Annotated in this window: 16 protein-coding genes and 1 pseudogene; 8 read left to right on the top strand and 9 right to left on the bottom strand. The window is 65.1% G+C overall.

What is annotated here, in order from left to right; all coding sequences use genetic code 11:
* A pseudogene (locus FNJ47_RS19870) lies at window positions 1–454 on the bottom strand (dehydrogenase); the annotation flags it as partial.
* A 146-nt stretch (window positions 455–600) separates the two neighbouring features.
* On the opposite strand from FNJ47_RS19870, the gene FNJ47_RS19865 reads away from it, so the two are divergent.
* Entirely contained in the window at window positions 601–1,341 is a 741-nt protein-coding gene (locus FNJ47_RS19865; RefSeq protein ID WP_163156031.1) for a bestrophin-like domain, read from the top strand.
* 217 nt (window positions 1,342–1,558) lie between these two features.
* A complete protein-coding gene (locus FNJ47_RS19860) occupies window positions 1,559–1,945 on the top strand; it encodes a COG4315 family predicted lipoprotein (RefSeq protein ID WP_165445765.1) in 387 nt (128 codons plus the stop codon).
* 63 nt (window positions 1,946–2,008) lie between these two features.
* On the opposite strand, the gene FNJ47_RS19855 is transcribed toward FNJ47_RS19860, so the two are convergent.
* The gene (locus tag FNJ47_RS19855) at window positions 2,009–2,326 is read right to left on the bottom strand and encodes a hypothetical protein (protein WP_163155990.1); all 318 of its coding nucleotides are present in this window, start codon (window positions 2,324–2,326) and stop codon (window positions 2,009–2,011) included.
* A gap of 197 nt (window positions 2,327–2,523) precedes the next feature.
* Entirely contained in the window at window positions 2,524–3,105 is a 582-nt protein-coding gene (locus FNJ47_RS19850) for an HdeD family acid-resistance protein (RefSeq protein ID WP_165445764.1), read from the bottom strand.
* A 238-nt stretch (window positions 3,106–3,343) separates the two neighbouring features.
* On the opposite strand from FNJ47_RS19850, the gene FNJ47_RS19845 reads away from it, so the two are divergent.
* On the top strand, window positions 3,344–3,565 hold the full coding sequence (locus FNJ47_RS19845; protein ID WP_163156030.1) for a dodecin: 222 nt from the start codon (window positions 3,344–3,346) through the stop codon (window positions 3,563–3,565).
* A gap of 171 nt (window positions 3,566–3,736) precedes the next feature.
* Here the strand turns inward: FNJ47_RS19845 and FNJ47_RS19840 are convergent, their stop codons facing one another.
* The 3 genes from FNJ47_RS19840 to FNJ47_RS19830 form a co-directional block, all read right to left on the bottom strand.
* On the bottom strand, window positions 3,737–4,297 hold the full coding sequence (locus tag FNJ47_RS19840) for a GNAT family N-acetyltransferase (protein ID WP_163156028.1): 561 nt from the start codon (window positions 4,295–4,297) through the stop codon (window positions 3,737–3,739).
* Between the two features lie 18 nt (window positions 4,298–4,315).
* Window positions 4,316–6,673, bottom strand: a complete 2,358-nt coding sequence (locus FNJ47_RS19835) for an Orn/Lys/Arg family decarboxylase (RefSeq protein WP_163156026.1) — start codon at window positions 6,671–6,673, stop codon at window positions 4,316–4,318.
* A gap of 254 nt (window positions 6,674–6,927) precedes the next feature.
* Entirely contained in the window at window positions 6,928–7,542 is a 615-nt protein-coding gene (locus tag FNJ47_RS19830) for a tetratricopeptide repeat protein (RefSeq protein ID WP_235999990.1), read from the bottom strand.
* A 249-nt stretch (window positions 7,543–7,791) separates the two neighbouring features.
* Here FNJ47_RS19830 and FNJ47_RS19825 point away from each other — a divergent pair, with 249 nt between their 5' ends.
* Window positions 7,792–8,178, top strand: coding sequence for an ester cyclase (locus FNJ47_RS19825; RefSeq protein ID WP_163156024.1), 387 nt, complete (start codon window positions 7,792–7,794; stop codon window positions 8,176–8,178).
* An 18-nt stretch (window positions 8,179–8,196) separates the two neighbouring features.
* Here the strand turns inward: FNJ47_RS19825 and FNJ47_RS19820 are convergent, their stop codons facing one another.
* Together FNJ47_RS19820 and FNJ47_RS19815 are read right to left on the bottom strand one after the other, a co-directional pair.
* On the bottom strand, window positions 8,197–9,930 hold the full coding sequence (locus FNJ47_RS19820; RefSeq protein ID WP_163156022.1) for an adenylate/guanylate cyclase domain-containing protein: 1,734 nt from the start codon (window positions 9,928–9,930) through the stop codon (window positions 8,197–8,199).
* 124 nt (window positions 9,931–10,054) lie between these two features.
* Window positions 10,055–10,609, bottom strand: a complete 555-nt coding sequence (locus tag FNJ47_RS19815; protein ID WP_163156020.1) for a PAS domain-containing protein — start codon at window positions 10,607–10,609, stop codon at window positions 10,055–10,057.
* 491 nt (window positions 10,610–11,100) lie between these two features.
* Between FNJ47_RS19815 and FNJ47_RS19810 the strand changes: the two genes are divergently transcribed.
* Together FNJ47_RS19810 and FNJ47_RS19805 are read left to right on the top strand one after the other, a co-directional pair.
* Complete coding sequence (locus FNJ47_RS19810) at window positions 11,101–11,898, top strand: rhomboid family intramembrane serine protease (RefSeq protein WP_163156018.1); 798 nt, start codon at window positions 11,101–11,103, stop codon at window positions 11,896–11,898.
* Between the two features lie 192 nt (window positions 11,899–12,090).
* The gene (locus FNJ47_RS19805; RefSeq protein ID WP_163156016.1) at window positions 12,091–12,519 is read left to right on the top strand and encodes a CBS domain-containing protein; all 429 of its coding nucleotides are present in this window, start codon (window positions 12,091–12,093) and stop codon (window positions 12,517–12,519) included.
* 3 nt (window positions 12,520–12,522) lie between these two features.
* On the opposite strand, the gene FNJ47_RS19800 is transcribed toward FNJ47_RS19805, so the two are convergent.
* Window positions 12,523–13,569, bottom strand: a complete 1,047-nt coding sequence (locus FNJ47_RS19800; RefSeq protein ID WP_347341690.1) for a patatin-like phospholipase family protein — start codon at window positions 13,567–13,569, stop codon at window positions 12,523–12,525.
* Between the two features lie 268 nt (window positions 13,570–13,837).
* Between FNJ47_RS19800 and FNJ47_RS19795 the strand changes: the two genes are divergently transcribed.
* The gene (locus FNJ47_RS19795) at window positions 13,838–14,908 is read left to right on the top strand and encodes a hypothetical protein (RefSeq protein ID WP_163156014.1); all 1,071 of its coding nucleotides are present in this window, start codon (window positions 13,838–13,840) and stop codon (window positions 14,906–14,908) included.
* Window positions 14,909–15,191: 283 nt separating this feature from the next.
* Entirely contained in the window at window positions 15,192–17,675 is a 2,484-nt protein-coding gene (locus FNJ47_RS19790) for a putative bifunctional diguanylate cyclase/phosphodiesterase (protein WP_163156012.1), read from the top strand.
* Window positions 17,676–18,083: the final 408 nt, after the last annotated feature.

The following is an 18,083-nucleotide window of genomic DNA, read 5'->3' as shown; positions in this document are numbered from 1 at the left end:
GCACCCGCTTCAGCGATGGCCGCACCGTGCGGTGGCCGCGCACCAACCAGCGTGCCATCTCGCCGGCGCCGACCACCAGCAGCGTCTCGGCATCCGGCCGCGCCAGATATTTTGCGCCAAGCGCGGAGTCCGCTGCGGTCTTCCAATGGGTGATCTCGGCGGCATCCATCACCGCCAGCGGCTGTCCGTTATTGCCGTCGAACAGCACGCAGACCGCCTGCACCGCCGGCAGCTTGCCGTCCGTAAGGTTGCCCGGAAAGCTGGTGTACAGCTTGGTCATCATGAAGCGGCCGGCATCGACGGCGCTACGCGTCACCAGCTGCTGGCCCTTGTCGTCGCCGAGATAACCGTCGCGGACTGCGATCTTGGGCCGCCGGTGCGCGGCCTCGATCGCCGCGATCAGGATCGGGAAGGTCAGGACGCGGTTGACCTCGTTGTCGTCGACAAAATGCACGTGGTTCTCTCCCAGGGCACGCGCGGCGCGCCAAATAGCCGGTCCGGACTGGATAGCGCGTGGGGAGGGCTAGTCAACCGGACATGCGCCGCTGCGCTGCACTTGCTATCCTGCCCGCCTGATTCTCTCGCAGGTCTTCGCAAGCCGTGGTCGCATTCGTCGTCGCCCTCCTGATCTTCATCCTGTTGAGCGGCGCCGCGCTGGCGACCATGGCGATCCATGTCCGGTTCGCCGACCATCAACGCAGCGACGAGACCAATACCTCGGTACGCCTGGTCGCGACGCTGTTCTTCACCATGCCGTCGCTGCTGCTCGGCCTGATGATGAACAACTCGGCCAATACCTATGTGGCTGTCGACCGCAATTTGCATGTCTTCGCCACCGACCTCATTCTGCTCGACCGCAGCCTGCGGCCGCTGGGTCCCAGCGCCGACGAGCCGCGCAAGCGGCTGCTCGCCTATGTCGAGCAGGTGCTCAAGGATGTTCCGATCTCGCGGGCGAACGAGGTGTCCGAACATCTGCTCGACGAGGTCGGCACCAGCCTCCGCGAGCTGCGGTTCGACGACGAGCAGAAGGTCGCGCTGTGGAACGACGCCCGGTCGCTCTACCGCCAGGCGGTGCAGCAGCGCTGGACCTTTGTCGAGCAGTCCGACGGTTCGTTTCCGTCGCCGCTGATCTGCATCCTGGTCGGGTGGCTGACGCTGATGTTCGCAACCCTGGGCTTTCGCGCGCCGCGCAACGCGGTCGTTATCTCGACCTATGTCGCCGCGGCGGCGCTGGTCGCGGCCGCGATCTATTTGATCCTCGAAATGAGCACGCCGTTCTCCGGCCCGATCCAGCTCTCCGACCGCCCGCTGGTGCGCGCGGCAGAGGAAATCAGGCGATAGAGTGTTTTCGAGCGAAGTGGATGCCGGTTCGCGTGAGGAAAACGCGTCAAACAAGAAGCCGAAGCCCTAGTTTAGCTGCGGTATCGGCGCGCGCCTCCGGCTTTATTCCCCTCGCATTGATCGATGTTCCGGAAATTCTTTCCGCTTCTCCGCGGGAATAGCGGGCGGCTTCGCGCGTCCTACGCATGCAAGCCGTTTGCATTCGAAAGGAGACATCATGAAGACATCGATCTCGTTCGCGCTCGCCACCGCCGTATCGTTTGCGTTCGCATCAACAGCCTTTGCGGCGCCGCCGACCAAGACCGGCACGACGGCGAAGGGCTCCGTCCTCACCGACAGCAAGGGGATGACGCTCTACACCTTTGACAAGGACGCCGACGGCAAGTCGGCCTGCAACGGCCCGTGTGCGACGAACTGGCCGGTGCTGAAGGCGGAAGCCAGCGACAAGGCCGAAGGCGGCTACACCATCATCTCCCGTGACGACGGTTCGAAGCAGTGGGCCTACAAGGGCAAGCCGCTCTATACCTTCGCCAAGGACCAGAAGGCCGGCGACATCACCGGGGACGGCTTCCTTAATGGCGCCTGGCACCTCGCGCAGCCCTGAGGCGACGTCAAAAGGGTTCGCTCTGTCGGGCGGGTTAGCACTGACGTAACCCGCCCTCGCTCGCTAACGACCGCCGCCACCGCCGCCTCCGCCACCTCCGCCTGCGTTCAGCAGGCCTTGATTGTAGCGCGGATCGGACTGTTTCATGTAGGCGGGCGAGATGTCGCGGTTGCGCGCACGGCCCGGATCGGCCTGCGGGACGGGCTGCCCGCATCCTTCCGTGTACAGGAAGAAGCTGCAGGGCGGAACGATGCGCGGCTGAAATGCATGGGCCGCGGTGGTCGTCAGCGCCGTCGTGGCCAGCACCGTGGTTGCCGCGAACGTGGTGGTGCTCGCGACGGTGAACAATGTTGCTGACGAAAATCTCGATCGCATCGACATTGGAAATTCCATCCTTCGGTTCGGCGATACCGGAATGGCCCGCTCGCCGATTGGACGGGGCCGGATGGAAGTGGGTTCGAGAGGGAAATCGCGATTTGGCGATGGGGACACGACAACGTGAAGGCACGAGGGCTCGCGCCCTTTTTTGCCGCGCCGGGCGTTGGGCCGCGCCGGCCGGTCCGACTGCGGCTTCCGAATTACACCTTGCGCTTCAGCGCCATGCCCATGCTGATCCAGCTCACCCCGGCGCAGATCAGGTCGACGCTGAGGAAGATGCCGAGCACGTAAAGGCTGGATACCGGCCAGTGCGCCAGGATCATGGCGCCCAGCACGAGCGTGATCAGGCCTGATATCGCGACCACTCCCCACGGCGCTTCCGAGGTCATGCCGAAGGCGAGGAAGATGCGGACGATGCCGGAGACGACGAGAGCGATGCCGAGGAACAGCGTCAGCGTCGCCGCGGCGAGCAGGGGGTTCTCGAAGGTGATGAAGCCCGCGACGACATAGAGTGCGCCGAGCAGCAGCCAGAACAGGAACTTGCCCCACGATTTGAACTGGAAGGCGTTCACGATCTCGGCGGCGCCCGCGACGATCATCATGGCGCCGACGAACAGCACGCTGACGACGGTGGCGAACAGCACGCTGCCGAAGGCGAGCACGCCGGCGATCAGGTAGATCACGCCCAGGGCGACAATCCAGCCCCATTTGGAGCGAAGGCTGGTAAGCCCGGATCCGAGGCTGTGAGGCGGCGTGGCGGGTGAGCTGGACGTTGTTGACATCGTATCGCTCCCGAATACTGGACCAAACCATGCTACCATAGGTCAAGGCGCGGACAAGGCGGCTTCTTGGTTGGCATCAACTGCATGGTGGCACCCAAGCCGCCGCAACACGTTGATTCAAATCAATCGGTGTGTTGCCGCGCAGCATTCGTTCGACGACGGCCGGTTTGCATCAGACGAAGACTGTCCGGATTGACCCGCAAATTGTCCGGATCGCGCATCCACAGAGGAGGTCGACATGCCTGCCACCCACGACAAGGATCACGTCTACAAGATCCTCGAACTGGTCGGATCATCGGACAAGAGCATCGAGGCGGCGATCGAGAACGCGGTCAGCCGCGCGTCGAAGACGATCCGGGAAATGAAATGGTTCGAGGTGGTGCAGACCCGTGGCCATATCGACGGCGGCAAGGTCGCGCATTACCAGGTGACGCTGCGGGTCGGCTTCACGCTGGAGTAGGCTGGGCGTACGGCCGAGCCGTTGAAGCGAACCTTGTTTCTCCCCGTCGTCATTCCGGGGCGTGCGAAGCACGAACCCGGAATCCATTTGGCCGCACAATGTGTGGTGAAATGGATTCCGGGCTCTCGCTGCGCGAGCCCCGGAATGACGGGAGGCGGAGGGCCGCCCCCGTCACCGCCGCGACAGCGGCGCGGGCGGGGGCGGGGTGGTGGCGCCGGCGGCGAGTGAGCGCTGCACCATCACGGTATCGGACCAGTGGCCGTAGCGGTAGGCGACACCCGGTAAATGGCCGACGCGGGCGAAGCCGAAACGCTCGTGCAGCGCAAGCGATGCGGAATTATCGCTGTCGATGTAGCCGATCATCTGGCGGAAGCCGGTTGCCGCGCAAGTGTCGACCAGCTCCTGCAACAGCCGGCCGCCGACGCCCTTGCCGGTGAAGCGGTGGTGAATATAGATCGAATGCTTCACCGTGTAGCGATAGGCCGGGCGCTTGCGGTACTGGACGACATAGGCGTAGCCGACCACCTCGCCGTCGCACACCGCGACCAGATGGGGCAGGCGGGTGTTGCGCAGGTTCTTGCGGCGGTCGCGCAGGTCGTCGGGCTCCGGCGTGCCGCTGTCGTCGACGCTCTCCTCGATGCCGTGGCGGATGTGGTGGCGATAGATCGACAGCATCGCATCGACGTCGCTGTCGCGCGAAGGACGGACGGTGACCTTGTGATCATTCTCCATTGTGTTGCGTCCGTTCGCCTATTCGGACACGACATAGGTGTAGAAGCGGATGCGGCCGGCCTCGTCGATCTCCTTGTAGATGCCCTGGACCTCGACCTCGAAGCCGGGGAAGGCGTTGAAGCTCGCCTCGAACATCTTGAGATAATCGATCATCGGCTTGCTGCGTTCCGACAGCCGTTCGCCGGGCACGATGGTCGCGATGCCGGGCGGATAGACCACGAACGGCGTCACGGCGATGCGACCGAAGATCTGGTCGATCGGCAGATAGTCGACGTCGTTGCGGATCAGATATTGCGCCGCCTGGCGCGGCGACATCGCGATCTCCGGCAGATGCTCGGGCAGGAATTGCTTGGCCTGCAGCGTGCTGACGCCGCCGTCGCGGAAGAAGCGGTGCATGTCCCCGCAGAGGTCGCGCAGCCGCACCCCGGTGTAGCGCTGCGGGCGGCGGCGGAAGAATTCGGGGATGACGTCCTCGACCAGCGCGTTGTCGTCGTGCAGCTTCTTGAAGGCGACGAGCCCGGACACCAGCGTGCCGGCCTTGCTGGCCTCGACGCCTGGTGTCAGCAGGAACAGCAGGGAGTTGAGGTCGTTCTTCTCGGCGACGATCTGGTTCTCGCGCAGATATTGCGCCACCACGGGCGCGGGGATGCCGTGATCGGCATAGGCGCCGGTGGCGTGATCGAAGCCCGGCGTCAGCAGAGTGAGCTTGTTCGGGTCGGTCATGGCGAAGCCTTCCGTCAGCTCGGGGAAGCCATGCCAGGTCTGGCCCGGACTGAGCTGCCAGTAGGACGGATTGGTCGCGAGCTGATCGGTCGAGATCGTCTCCCAGGCGACGTTGTGCACGCCGCCTTCGCGGGCGACGTCCGGAATCATCACGCGGTCCGGCACGAACGGCTCGAAGAACCAGCGCCGCTCCGCGCGCGTTTCCTTCTCCTCGAACTCGCGTTTGACGGCGCGGATCTTCTTGCGCAGCTCGATGCCGAGCCGGATCGTGTCGTCCCACAAGACTTCGCCGGAGCGGCCCTTCATCATCTGGGCGCCGACGTCGAGCGAGGCGAAGATCGGGTAGAACGGCGAGGTCGAGGCGTGCTGCATGAAGCTTTCGTTGAAGCGGCGGTGCTCGACCCGGCGCTTCTGGCCCTTGATGTGGCGGTCGCGGATGTGGATCTGCGAGGCCTGCGAGAAGCTCGCGAGCTGCTTGTGGGTCGATTGCGTCGCGATGATGCCGGGCGCCTCGGGGCCGAGATTGGCGAGCCCCATCGCGAACCGGCCGGCATAGATCGGGTGGAACTTCATGAAGCCCGCCCAGGCCTCGTCGAACAGGATGTAGTCGCAGAGATGGCCGATCCGCTTCAGGATCATTTCGGCGGAGTGGATGGTGCCGTCATAGGTGCACTGCTCGACCACGGCGACGCGGAACGGGCGCTCCTTCTTCCAGGCGTTCTCGTCCTTGACCAGCGGGTGCTTGCGGATGTGGTCACGCAGTGCGCCCTCATCGAGCAGGTCCCAGCGCATCGGGCCGATCAGGCCCCAGGCGTTGCGCACGGTCGGCACATAGACCGGGATGCCGCCGCCGATCAGCAGCGCGCCGTGATGGGCCGCCTTGTGATTGTTGCGGTCGAACAGCACGAGGTCGCCATCGGTGACCAGCGAGCCGAGCGCAACCTTGTTGGAGGTCGAGGTGCCGTTGAGCACGAAATAGGTCTTCTCGGCGCCGAAAATCTTCGCCGCTTCCTTCTGCGCCCGCAGCGCCGGCCCCTCATGGGTGAGGAGGTCGCCGAGGTCGAGCACGGAATTGTCGAGGTCGTCGCGGAACACGGCTTCGCCGAGATGCTCGACGAACACCCGGCCGATCGGGCTGCGGCTGTAGAACACGCCGCCATTGTGGCCCGGGCAGGTCCAGAGCTGGTTGCCTTCCTCGGCATAGTCGACCAGCGCGCCGAAGAACGGCGTCTTCAGGTTCTCGGCATATTGCTTCAGCCTGGAGATCAGGTTCTTGGCGATGAAGGACGGGGTTTCCTCGGAGAGGAACACGTAGCCGTCGATGAAATCGAGCACCTCGACCGGCAGGTCCTCGAACCGCTTGCGCCGGATCAGCAGCAGGATCGGGAAGTCCAGCCCCCGCCGGCGCATCAGGTTGATCAGCGCCGCGGTCTTGCCCTCAAGACCCTTCTTGCCCCAGTCGACCACCATGCAGCCGATCGCAGCATCCGTCTGCACCGCGATCTCGGCATCTTCCAGCTTGCGGGCGCGGACCACCTCGAAGCCGGAACGCTCGATTTCGGCGATGATCTGGTTGAATCGGATGCCTTCGAGGTCGTCGGCCTCGAAAACCGGCGCGGCGAACAGGAAGTTGAAGCGTTTGAAATAGTCCATGCGTGTCCCCGAACTGGTCCGGCGCTGACGTGTCGGCACAATTCATGACAAACAGATGACAATGGGGAGCGCAACGCATCGAATTGGCTTTTTGGAGCCTCGGCCCTCACGGCGCGGCCTCTGCGAACATCCAGATCGAACCGAGGGCAAGCGACAAGCGCGGCCCAAAGGCGCAGCCCGGACGAGCGACAACGACATCCGGGCCCGGCCTTTCCCCCGCATATCGCTTTCGCGCATGCGGGCCGCAAGCTCGCTCAGTAGACCAGGCTCGTCCCCGGCGGCTTCTCCAGCGCCGCCGCCAGCGAGCGATATTCCTCGCAGTCGGTCCCGCAGATCGCGGCGATCCGGCTCAGGTGATACTGCGCGGCATCGCGGTTGCCTTGTTCGATCTGCCACAGGCCGTAATAGTTCCAGGTCAGGACATGGTTCGGATCAGCCTTCAGCGCGCGCTCGTACCAGACCTGCGACTGCTTGTAGTCGCCGAGCTTGCGATAGGAGTAGCCGATCAGATTGGCGACGTTCGGATGATCGTCGCGGCCGAGCGCATGCAGCTGATCGATAGCGGCGGCGTAGTCGTTGCGTTCGTAGATCGTCGCATAGGCCGCGCGATAGCTATCGCGGAAGGCCGGATCATCGAAGCCGGATTGCTTGATCGGCTTCTTCACCCTGTGCGTGGTCTTTCTGTCCTTCTGCTGGGGATAGGCCGGCGCGGGGGTGCTATAGCTCGACCCATAGAGTTCTCCGCCGCCTGCTCCTCCGCCGCCACCACCGCCTCCGCCGGCGGCGAGGGCGGCCTGGTGTGGGGACAGGATGATCGGCGCTGTCAGAACTGCCGCAAGCATTGCGAGCTTCATCGATGACTTGATCATGCGCACCTCCCGAGTAGACATGGACAGTCGTTAGTCTGAAGCACTAACTCCCGGTCGCGGGAGACATTCCGCGCGTTCTGAAAAATTGTTGCCGATGCGGCAATCGCACTGTCGCTTCCGGACCTCGAGCTTGCGCGTGTGCGCCGTTTTGTTCGCGCTATCGAACGATGGAGCCGAAAACTAACATCGATGTTAGAATCGCAAGCATATCTTCAGTGTCTGTCTGGCGCGCAGCGACAAGGACAAGCGATGGTGAAAACGGACCTCGCCGAGATCTACCGGAACTACGTCACCTGTCTGAACCGGCAGGACTGGCCCCAGCTTGGCCAATTCGTCGGCGACGACGTGTCCTACAACGGCCGGCGGCTCGGGCTGTCAGGCTATCGTGCGATGCTGGAGCAGGATTTCCGCGACATCCCCGACCTTCGCTTTGACGTCGTGCTGTTGATTGCGGATGCGTCACGTGTCGCGAGCCGGCTGGCGTTCGACTGTTCGCCGAAGGGAAGTTTCCTCGGCCTCGATGTCGATGGCAGGCGCGTCTCGTTTACCGAGAACGTGTTCTATGAATTCCGTGACGGCAAGATCGTGGAGGTCTGGTCAGTGATCGATAAGTTGGCGATCGAGGCGCAACTGTAAGCGACGACTCGCGCGGCGCTATTTCTGCTCCAGGTGCCAGGCGCCGTCCCAATCCGCCGCCGGCGGATTCTGCCTGAAGCTCGCGACGCGCGCTTTCATGGCGATCGACGGGCCGTCGCCCGGCGCCGCAGCCAGCGCCGCGGCGAAGGCTTGCTCGGCGTCGTCCCAGCGCTGCGCACGATAGGCGGCGAGACCGTCCGCATAATGCTGCCGCAACTCGGCCTGCGCCGGCGTCAGTTCGTCCTTCTTGCCGATGATCTCGAACACGGCGACCGGCTGGGTCTGGCCGACGACGACGAGGCGGTCGATCTCGCGCAGCTCGATGGACGCGGCGCAGGCGCTGGCGGTGGCCTCCGAGATCAGGCTGCGGCTGCCGTAGAACTTGTTGGCGCCCTCCAGCCGCGAGGCGAGGTTCACGGTATCGCCGAGCACGGTGTAGCTCATCATGAATTCGGAGCCGATGCTGCCGACCAGCGCCTCGCCGGTGGCGATCCCGATCCTGATGTCGCAGTCGGCCGGGATCGCGCGCACGCCGAGCAGCTCGGGCAGATCCTTGCGCAGCTGGTTGACCTGGCCGATCATGTCGATGGCGGCAAGCGCCGCCAGATGGGTCTGCTCGGCCTCCTCGACGAAGGGGGGACCCCAATAGGCCATGATGGCGTCGCCGATGTATTTGTCGATGATGCCGCGATGCGCATGGACCGGCGCGGACATGGTCGACAGATAGAGGTTCATGATCTTGACGAGGCCGCGCGGCGTCACGCCTTCGCTCAGGCTGGTGAAGCCCTTCATGTCGCAAAACATCACCGTCATGATCCGGCGCTGTCCTTCGGTGGCGGCGACCGCCGGCTGCTCGAGCAGTCCCTCGGCGATCCGCGGATTGATGTAGCGGCCGAACGTCTCGCGGATGCGCTGGTTGTGCCGCAGCGTCTCGATCATGCGGTTGAAGGCGGCGGAGAGCTGCCCGATCTCGTCCTGGGTCGTGATGGCGATGGCGCCGTCGAGGCGGCCCGCCTCGACCTCGCGGGTGCTCTCCAGCAGCCGCATCACCGGGCGCGTGATGCCGCTGCCGACCAGCATTGCGAACACGAAGCCGAGGATCGCGGCGATCGCGGTCACGATGCCGGAGATGATGATCGCCCGTTGCTGGGCACTCATCACCTTCGCCGAGGCCGAGGCGACCTGGGCCAGCATGTCGGCGCGGATGCCTTCGATCTTGTTGCTGAAGTCGTCGCGCAGGACGTCGGCGCGGAGCGTGGTCGCTTTTGCGGCCGCGAACTCCTGAGCATCGAGTTGCTCGAGCAGTGTCTTGTTCTCGGCGTTCAGGCGCATCAGGAGGTCGTTGACGGCATTGTCGATGCGGTCATCGAGCCGCCCGAGGGCGGCGTTGTCGGATGGCGTCGACGGATCGCCGATGATCGCATCGATCAGCACGCGGGCGGCGTCGGCCTCGCGCTTGATCGCCGGCTCGATCTCGTCGAAGGTCTTGCGCGCCGCCGCGTAGCCGCCGTCTTCGCCCGGCGCCTGCATCTTGGCCATCATCATCCGGCGCATCGCCAAGGACCGCTCCAGCGAGCGGATGTTGACGCGGGCGAGATGGCCGTAGGCGGGGATATAGCGATTGGTGAGCTCGTCCAGGAGATGGCCGACCTGGCCTGCCATCACCATGGACAGCAGCGAGGTGATCACCGCGAGGACGATCAGTCCTGCGGCGATGCCGACGATCCTCTGCCTGATCGAATTCCGAAACATGCCGAGCCCCGCCGCAGCTGCATTGAGCGGGTCACCCCCGCTGTGGCGGCGCACCAGCTAATAGAGTTCCGCGGCCCGCGGTGCAAGCGACCGGCTCCTGCCATCCCGTGGCATGGCGGGGCGGCTAGCGGATGCCCTCGTAGACCATCAGGCCGCGCGCGATCGCGAGCTTGCGCAGGGTCCGCGGGACGAGCCGTTCCTGGGGATGCAGATAACGCCACGAGGTCAGCACGAGGTCGTGCAGCCGGGTGACGTCGTCCTCGAACGGGGCCAGCAGGCCGGTGAGGCTCGCCGGCATATGGACGCGGGCGGTGAAGGGCAGCAGCAGCAATTCAAGGTGCGCCTTGGAGCCGGTTTCGGTCGTGGCGGTGATGCCGGCGATGGCCGGCAGGGTCTCTTCGACGACGCAGGTGATGATGTCTTCGATCTCGCCGCGGCTTTCGCCGCTGAACAGGGCCGAGAAGCTGCGGTTCTTGAGGTCGCAGCCGAGCAGGGCGGAGGTCCGGGTGCCGGCGACGCGGAAGGGAAAGCGGGTCTCGCCGTCATAGGACAGCACGAAGATGTCGGACAGCAACTCGCGCACCGCGGACGGCTCGAACTCACTCCGGTCAGGTGCACGTGCGGCGCCGCGCTTCGCATTCCAATAGGCGAAGAAGTCGCGGCTGGAGCTGTGTTTCATCTAAAGAACCTTGCCCGGCGCCGGTCTCGGCGGGACACTTCTGTCCCGGTTTTGCTCAGGCGCCTTCCCTTCTCTGTTGTGCAGGGAAGGCTGTGCAGCGTCCATGCCGTGGCCGCGGTTTGGGCGGCTTATCGGCAGCTTTGTGTTGTTAACGTAAATTTAACTATGTCCTTGGCGCCGGCGCGGGGTCCGAATAGGGTCCAGGCGTTCCCGTTCACGTCGGCTGCCCCAAGCGCCGGCGCGGTTGGTACACAGGTGGCTTCAAACAGTTTGGTCATCGTGCGGGGAGGGGTGGGGATGGTCTCCCGGTCCTCCTGGGGCACGACAAGACCAGCCGATCAGGGAGGGCGTTCTCAGCGCCCTCCCTTTTCTTTCTGTCGATTCCGGCGCCGCGCGACGCCGGCTGTCCGATTTCGGGATTGTGCACTTGCACAGCGGTGCGAAAGCCGCCTATCTCTGATTCACAGCCGTATTCGAGGTCGCTGACCCCCTTGGACTCCCATCCTGAATCCCCGCTCGCGCCGCCGCCGGAGGCGCCACGCGAGCCGATCCTGACCTTGCCGCCGGCGCTCACCGCCTACGTCGTGCTGATCGCGGTGATCCATCTGCGGGTGCTGCTGCCACCGGAGATGGAGAACTGGACCATCGACGTCTTCGGCTTCATCCCGAAGCGCTACGATTCGACGCTGCTCGACATCACCTTTCCGGGCGGGGACGGTGCCAAGGTCTGGACCTTCGTCACCTATTCGCTGCTGCACGCCAACCTCACCCATATCGGCTTCAACGTGCTGTGGCTGTTGCCGTTCGGCAGTGCGCTGGCACGCCGCTTCGGCGCGGTTCGCTTCTTTGTCTTCATGGCGGTGACGGCGGCCGCCGGTGCGCTCGCACATCTGTTGACCCATGAGCACGCGATCGCGCCGATGATCGGCGCTTCGGCTTCGGTGTCGGGGACGATGGCGGCGGCGATCCGCTTCGCCTTCGTGAAGGGCAGCTTCCTGTCGTTCAACCGGGGCGACGCCGAGGCGGCCGCCAAGGTGCCTGCGCTGTCGCTGTGGCGGGCGCTGCGCAACGGACGGGTGCTCGGCTTCCTGGCGATCTGGTTCGGCGTCAATATCCTGTTCGGCGCCACGTCGCTGTCGCTCGGCGGTGAGGACACGATCGTCGCCTGGCAGGCTCATATCGGCGGCTTCCTCGCCGGGTTGCTGCTGTTCTCGTTGTTCGATCCGATCCGGCGCACGCGGGACGATGCTGCAGATGCGTCATCGGTCGATCAGTCGGGGCGCGTCTGATCGCCGCTTGCGGCTCGGTTCGAATTCCTCCATCATCTTTGCGACGCAGAAACAAAGCGGGCCGACAAAATCGAGCCCAGCTACTGACCGCGCCCCGGAACCGAAATCGGCGCGGAACTGTTGATTGAAGACTCTGGCGAACAGGCTCGGCTCCGCTCAAGCGGGGCACGAACGGATTCAGGGAGGCCGACAATGACGGTACGTTCCATTCTCGATGCAAAGGGCCATCAGGTCATGAGCGTCGCGCCCGACGCGAAGCTCTCGGCCGCGGTCAAGCTGCTCGGCGAACGCAAGATCGGTGCGGTGCTGGTGATGGAGCAGGGCCGCATGGAAGGCATCCTGTCGGAGCGCGACATCGTGCGCGTGCTCAGCGAACGCGGCGCGGGCGCGCTGGACGAACCGGTCAGCGCGGTCATGACCAAGAAAGTCGTGAGCTGTCGCGAGACCGATACGGTCAGCGGCATCATGGAGATGATGACCACGGGAAAATTCCGCCACCTTCCTGTCGTCGAGGACGGCAAGGTGGTCGGGCTGATCTCGATCGGCGACATCGTCAAGCGCCGCGTGCAGGAATATGAGCGCGAGCAGGAGGCGCTGCGCGACTACATCAAGACCGCCTGAGCGCTACTTTCCGGCGGTGCCTGCGCCGGTCGACGGCGGCGCCAGGACATCGATCGCTTCCTCGATCGCGCCGATGGCGCGTTCGGCCGCGCGGATGCCGTGTGCGATCAGGTCGTCGGCGCGGTGGAAGTCGAACCAGCCGATCTGACCGACCCGCGGCGAGATCAGCATATCAGGCGGATCGCCGGCGAGGCGTGCGCGGGTGATGCGGTCCTGCATGATATTGAAGGCGTCGACCATGACGCTGGAGATTCCGGGCCGGCTGGCGCTGCCGAAAAACTCCCGCTTCACGGTGCGTTCGGCGGAGAAGAAGCGGCCGAACCGGCGCTTCGGTGGCTCCGGCTCGATCTCCGCCTCGGCGGTCACCGCGACCGTCACCTCGGGCGCGGCCGACGGGCCGTGATTGTAGATCGTGGTCGAGTGCGCGAATACGTCGCTTGAGAGGTTCGCCGCAATGACGATCTCGGCGCCGAGCGCGCGCGCGGCCGAAACCGGCACCGGGTTGACCAGCGCGCCGTCGACCAGCCAGCGGTCGCCGATCAGCACCGGCGCGAAGATGCCGGGCAGGGCGTAGGAGGCGCGCATGGCGTCGACCACGCGACCCTGGGTCAGCCAGATCTCGTGCCCGGTGCGGACTTCGGTTGCGACGCTGGCGAACTTGACGGTGAGGTCCTCGATCATGACCTGGCCCAGCGCCGCCTCGATCTCGGCGGCGAGCTTGGCGCCGCGGATCAGGCCGGAGCCGTTGAGGCGGATGTCGAGGTAGCCGAGCACGCTGCGCGGCTGCAGGCTGCGGGCCCACTGTTCCAGCTTGTCGATATGGCCGGCCGCATAGGCGCCGCCGACCACGGACCCGATCGAGGTGCCGACGACGACATTGGGGACGATGCCATGGGCGAGCAGGGTCTTGATGATGCCGATATGGGCAAAGCCGCGCGCCGCGCCGCCGCCGAGCGCAAGCCCGATCACCGGCCGGCGAACCGGTCCAAGTCCTACCTTGTCGGGGCCGTCGGAGCTCTTGTGGCCTCGGCCCATCCAGCTATCCAACACGACAAATCTCCTGCCAGCGCGAGACTAGGCCGCGCGGCATGGCTGCGCCAGCGTCGTCCGTCTTCATGGTTATTCCGAACAGGCATGATTCATGCCCGGCTGGACCGCGGTAGGCAGGGAATGTGACTGGACCGCGACGATATGGCTAACATCGGCTTGATCGGCTGGTTCCAAAGAGGGGGACGGCGCCGTCCGGATTGTGACAAAGCCTTGGACGCCCCTTGCACGAAGGCTTGAATTTGCCGCGTTTTCGTTGAAAAGCATTGACATGACTACGAGGGGCAACGGCATCGGCGGATGCGGGCGGGGCATGCGGCTCCTTCCGCTATTGGCGCTTGCGGCATTTTTGCTCGCGATGGTCCCCGGTTCCGTGTCGGCGCAGTTTTTCAGCGACCGGCCGCCGCCGATCCCGCCCGCCTCGGTGCCGGATGTACCGTCCGGCCCGGCTCTCAATCTGGCGCCACCGTCCGGGGCCGGTTCCGGGCCCGTTCTGCCCGGTCCGCTGACCCAACCGACCATCGTCCAGCCATCCATTGCGACCGTGCCTCCGGTGACGCCGCCTGCCGGCTCCCCGACCGCCGGGCAGGCGGTGCTCTCGCTGACGGCGCGCTACGGCAAGGACCTGCCGGTCATCAATGCCGGGCTGGTGTGGCGGGTGTTCGCCGACAAGCCGGACGACAACGGCACCTACAAGCTGGTCCGCGAGGAGCGCGGGGCGACGCCGAACGTCGTGCTGCCGCCCGGCAATTACGTCGTCCATGTCGCGCTCGGTCTCGTCAGCGCGGTGCGTGCCGTCAGCCTGAAGTCGGAGACCGACCGCGAGTCGTTCGTGCTGCCGGCCGGCGGCCTGCGGATCGAAGGCCGGGTCGGCTCCAGCAAGATCCCGGCCAACCAGATCTCGTTCGCGATCTACAAGGGCAGCCAGTTCGACGGCTCGGACCGCGGCCCATTGGTGCCCAACGTCTCCGCCGGCGATGTCGCGCTGCTGCCCGAGGGCACCTACTACATCGTTTCCAACTATGGTGACGCCAACTCGGTGGTGCGCTCCGACATTCGCGTCGCGGCGGGCAAGCTGACCGACGTCACCGTCACGCATCGCGCGGCCGTCATCACGCTGAAGCTGGTCAGCGAGAAGGGCGGCGAGGCGCTCGCCAACACCGCATGGTCGGTGATTACGCCGGGCGGCGACGTGATCAAGGAATCGATCGGCGCGTTCCCGCGCGTCGTGCTCTCGGAAGGCGAATATCGTGCAATCGCCAAGAACGAGGGCAAGGTGTTCGAGCGTCCCTTCAACGTCGTCAACGGCGTCGATGGCGAAGTCGAGGTCGTGGCGCGCTGACGCCTGACCGCGCTGCATTTCATGCAACTGTCATAGTTTCTAACGCGAACTAACCATCGCGCGAATTTGAGCTGTCACAATCGCTGGCGGCGACGCGCAGCATCGCTATTTTTACATGGCGTTAAGCCGCGGCATGACTTGGATGCCACGGGGACCGCGGCGCGATGGGGTCACGTTGATGCGTCATCGCGCTTTGGCTTTTTGTTTGAGCATGATCCTTTCGGAAAACCGCTTCGCACATTTTCCGGATCATGCTCTGGCGTTTGCGTGAACGGGGCGTGCCATGGTCATGGCCAACAAGAATTCAGCTAAGACATCGGCCAAGTTCAATTCCGAGATGTTCGCCGACGTTCCGGTTCTGCAACGCAAGTGGCAGGCCGCGGTTCGCCCCGGCGAGAAGCTGCCGCACTATGAAGACGTGATGCTCGGCAGTCTCGGCCGGCTCGCCGATCATATCGTGCTGCTGCGGAACGTCGACGGCGTGCTCAGCGTCTCGCACGCCGGCCGCTATGTCCAGACCTGGCTGAACGACGAGCGCTGGGACATTCCGCTCAACGCGCTGCCGCCGGACTGCGCTACCGCGTTGACCGAAGCCGCCGCAAACGCGCGCGAGAACTGCCGGCCCTATCTCGCATCGGCGCATTGCGTGCGCGACGGGCTGGTGCGGACCTTCGACGTGCTGGCGCTGCCGACGCGGTCGCGCTGGGGCGGCATCCTGGTCGGCGTCTACGTCAATGAGCGCAATGCGCAGTACAATCTGCTCGATACGATTTTCTCGGCCACCGACGAGGGGGTGCTGTCGCTCGCCGCGATCCGCGATGCGCGGGGCGAGCCGGCCGATTTCCAGGTCGTGCATCTCAACCAGGGGGCTGCAAAGCTGCTGATGCGGCCCGCAACCGAATTGCTGTGGCGCCGGCTCAGCGCCGGCGGCAATCCGCTTGCGGCGCCGGCGGTGATGGACCGCCTGCTCGGATTCGTCGGAAGCGGTCCGGGCGGCCAGTTCGAGATCGACAGCGGCGATCGCTGCCTGCGGCTCGGCGTCACTGCGTTCGGCGACATGCTGTCGCTGACCGTCTCCGACGTCACCGCGCTGAAGCAGCGCGAGGTGTCGTTCCGCCTGCTGTTCGAGAACAACCCGATGCCGATGTGGGTGTTCGACGCCGGCACGATGGAATTCCTCAGCGTCAACGATGCCGCCGTTCAGCATTATGGATACAGCCGGGAGAGATTTCTCGGCATGACGCTGCGCGAGATCTGGCCGGTCGACGAGTGGAGCATGCACAGTGCCGCCTTGCGCGACATCGGCGACGTCTATCAATCGAGCCGCGACTGGCGGCACATCAAGGCCGATGGCACCGAGATCCATGTGCTGACCTTCGGACGCAAGGTGATGTTCGAGGGCAGCGACGGCTATCTGGTCGCGGTGGTCGACATCACCGAGCGTCGCGCCGCCGAAGCGCGGATCGCCCACATGGCGCACCACGACGGTCTCACCAACCTGCCGAACCGCGACTTCTATCAGCAGCGCCTGAGCGAGGCGCTGGAGCGGGGCCGAAACGGCAACAAGCGCGTCGCGGTGATGTGCGTCGACCTCGACCTGTTCAAGAACGTCAACGATTCGTTCGGACATCCGATGGGCGACCGGCTGCTCAAGCTGGTGGCGGAGCGGTTGCGCGAGGTGGTCCGCGACGACGACGTGGCGGCCCGCCTCGGCGGCGACGAGTTTGCGATCGTGCTTGCCGCCGACGTTTCGCCGAACGAGGCGAGCGCTTTCGCCGAACGGCTGATCGATGCGCTGAGCGCGCCCTACAACATCGACGGGCTCGAAGTCGTGGTCGGCGCCAGCGTCGGGATTGCGCTGTCGCCGGGCGACGGCACGTCGTCAGAAGAATTGATGCGCAACGCCGACATGGCGCTGTACCGCGCCAAGTCCGACGGCGGCGGCGTGCATCACTTCTTCGAACCGGAGATGGATCAGCAGGCGCAGAAGCGCCGCGACATGGAACGCGATCTGCGCGCGGCCTTCAGCAACCGCGAGTTCGAGCTGCACTACCAGCCGCTGGTCGATATCGCCGCCGACCGCATCTCAGGCTTCGAGTCGCTGCTGCGCTGGCGGCATCCGCAGAAGGGCATGGTTTCGCCCGCGGAGTTCATCCCGGTCGCCGAGGACATCGGCCTGATCGTCGCGCTCGGCGAATGGGTGCTGCGCGAGGCCTGCGCCGAGGCGATGAAGTGGCCTGCCGACGTCAAGGTCGCCGTCAATCTGTCGCCGGTCCAGTTCCGTAGCCGCAATCTGGTTCAGGCCGTGATCTCGGCGCTGGCGCATTCGGGCCTGCCGGCGCGCCGGCTCGAGCTCGAGATCACCGAATCGGTGTTTCTGGCGGAGACCGAGGCCAATCTCGCCATCCTGCATCAGCTGCGCGAGCTCGGCGTCAGCATCTCGATGGACGATTTCGGCACCGGCTATTCCAGCCTGAGCTATCTGCGCAGCTTCCCGTTCGACAAGATCAAGATCGACCGCTCCTTCGTGAAGGATCTGGCGCGGCGCTCGGACTGCGTCGCGATCGTGCGTGCGATCTCCGGCCTCGGCCGCAGCCTCAAGATCACCACGACCGCGGAAGGCGTCGAGACGACGGACCAGCTCGACTGGCTGCGCGCCGAGGGCTGCAACGAGGTGCAGGGATTCCTGTTCAGTGCCGCGAGGCCGGGGCACGAGATCGCAGCCTTGCTGAGCGGCTTTGCGGAGCGCGCGTCGAAGGCGGCCTAGTCCGTCTCGCTCGGGCTTGACCCGGGGCATTGCACCGTTGCCGTTGCCGGGCAATGTCGGACCAGCGCGTCGCCGAGCGGGCGACCTGCCGGCTGTCAGCGGTCCAGCGGATATTGCCCGCGCTGACATCCGCTCTCGCTTCAATTCCCGCAGCGTATCTGAGCGCCAGCATTCCCGAGCCGGCCCGAATCGCAGCGTGGCCGTTTAGTAACATCCAGCCAAAAAGCACCTCTATGCGCTGGGTGAGAAGGCGCAGTGCGCGGGCTGAGAAGACGTGCGCTCGAAAGCCTGCGACATGAGGAGCGGAGTTTGCGTCGGGCGCCATCGTACCGCTTGAAATCAATTTGCAGCAGTCATTTCGCAGGGGCCGCCGACGATCGGCCTGGATTCAGGGTGGCGCCGTGGGGC

Source organism: Bradyrhizobium uaiense (assembly GCF_010811875.1).
Taxonomy (GTDB): domain Bacteria; phylum Pseudomonadota; class Alphaproteobacteria; order Rhizobiales; family Xanthobacteraceae; genus Bradyrhizobium; species Bradyrhizobium uaiense.
The sequence above is the reverse complement of the archived record's forward strand: the minus strand, read 5'-3'. Positions and strand labels throughout refer to the sequence as shown.

Coding starts and splice junctions, on each gene's coding strand:
- FNJ47_RS19860 (WP_165445765.1), top strand. CDS start 1,559: ATGAAGACATCGATCTCGTTCGCGCTCGCCACCGCCGTATCGTTTGCG.
- FNJ47_RS19855 (WP_163155990.1), bottom strand. CDS start 2,326: ATGTCGATGCGATCGAGATTTTCGTCAGCAACATTGTTCACCGTCGCG.
- FNJ47_RS19850 (WP_165445764.1), bottom strand. CDS start 3,105: ATGTCAACAACGTCCAGCTCACCCGCCACGCCGCCTCACAGCCTCGGA.
- FNJ47_RS19845 (WP_163156030.1), top strand. CDS start 3,344: ATGCCTGCCACCCACGACAAGGATCACGTCTACAAGATCCTCGAACTG.
- FNJ47_RS19840 (WP_163156028.1), bottom strand. CDS start 4,297: ATGGAGAATGATCACAAGGTCACCGTCCGTCCTTCGCGCGACAGCGAC.
- FNJ47_RS19835 (WP_163156026.1), bottom strand. CDS start 6,673: ATGGACTATTTCAAACGCTTCAACTTCCTGTTCGCCGCGCCGGTTTTC.
- FNJ47_RS19830 (WP_235999990.1), bottom strand. CDS start 7,542: ATGATCAAGTCATCGATGAAGCTCGCAATGCTTGCGGCAGTTCTGACA.
- FNJ47_RS19825 (WP_163156024.1), top strand. CDS start 7,792: ATGGTGAAAACGGACCTCGCCGAGATCTACCGGAACTACGTCACCTGT.
- FNJ47_RS19820 (WP_163156022.1), bottom strand. CDS start 9,930: ATGTTTCGGAATTCGATCAGGCAGAGGATCGTCGGCATCGCCGCAGGA.
- FNJ47_RS19815 (WP_163156020.1), bottom strand. CDS start 10,609: ATGAAACACAGCTCCAGCCGCGACTTCTTCGCCTATTGGAATGCGAAG.
- FNJ47_RS19805 (WP_163156016.1), top strand. CDS start 12,091: ATGACGGTACGTTCCATTCTCGATGCAAAGGGCCATCAGGTCATGAGC.
- FNJ47_RS19795 (WP_163156014.1), top strand. CDS start 13,838: ATGACTACGAGGGGCAACGGCATCGGCGGATGCGGGCGGGGCATGCGG.
- FNJ47_RS19790 (WP_163156012.1), top strand. CDS start 15,192: ATGGTCATGGCCAACAAGAATTCAGCTAAGACATCGGCCAAGTTCAAT.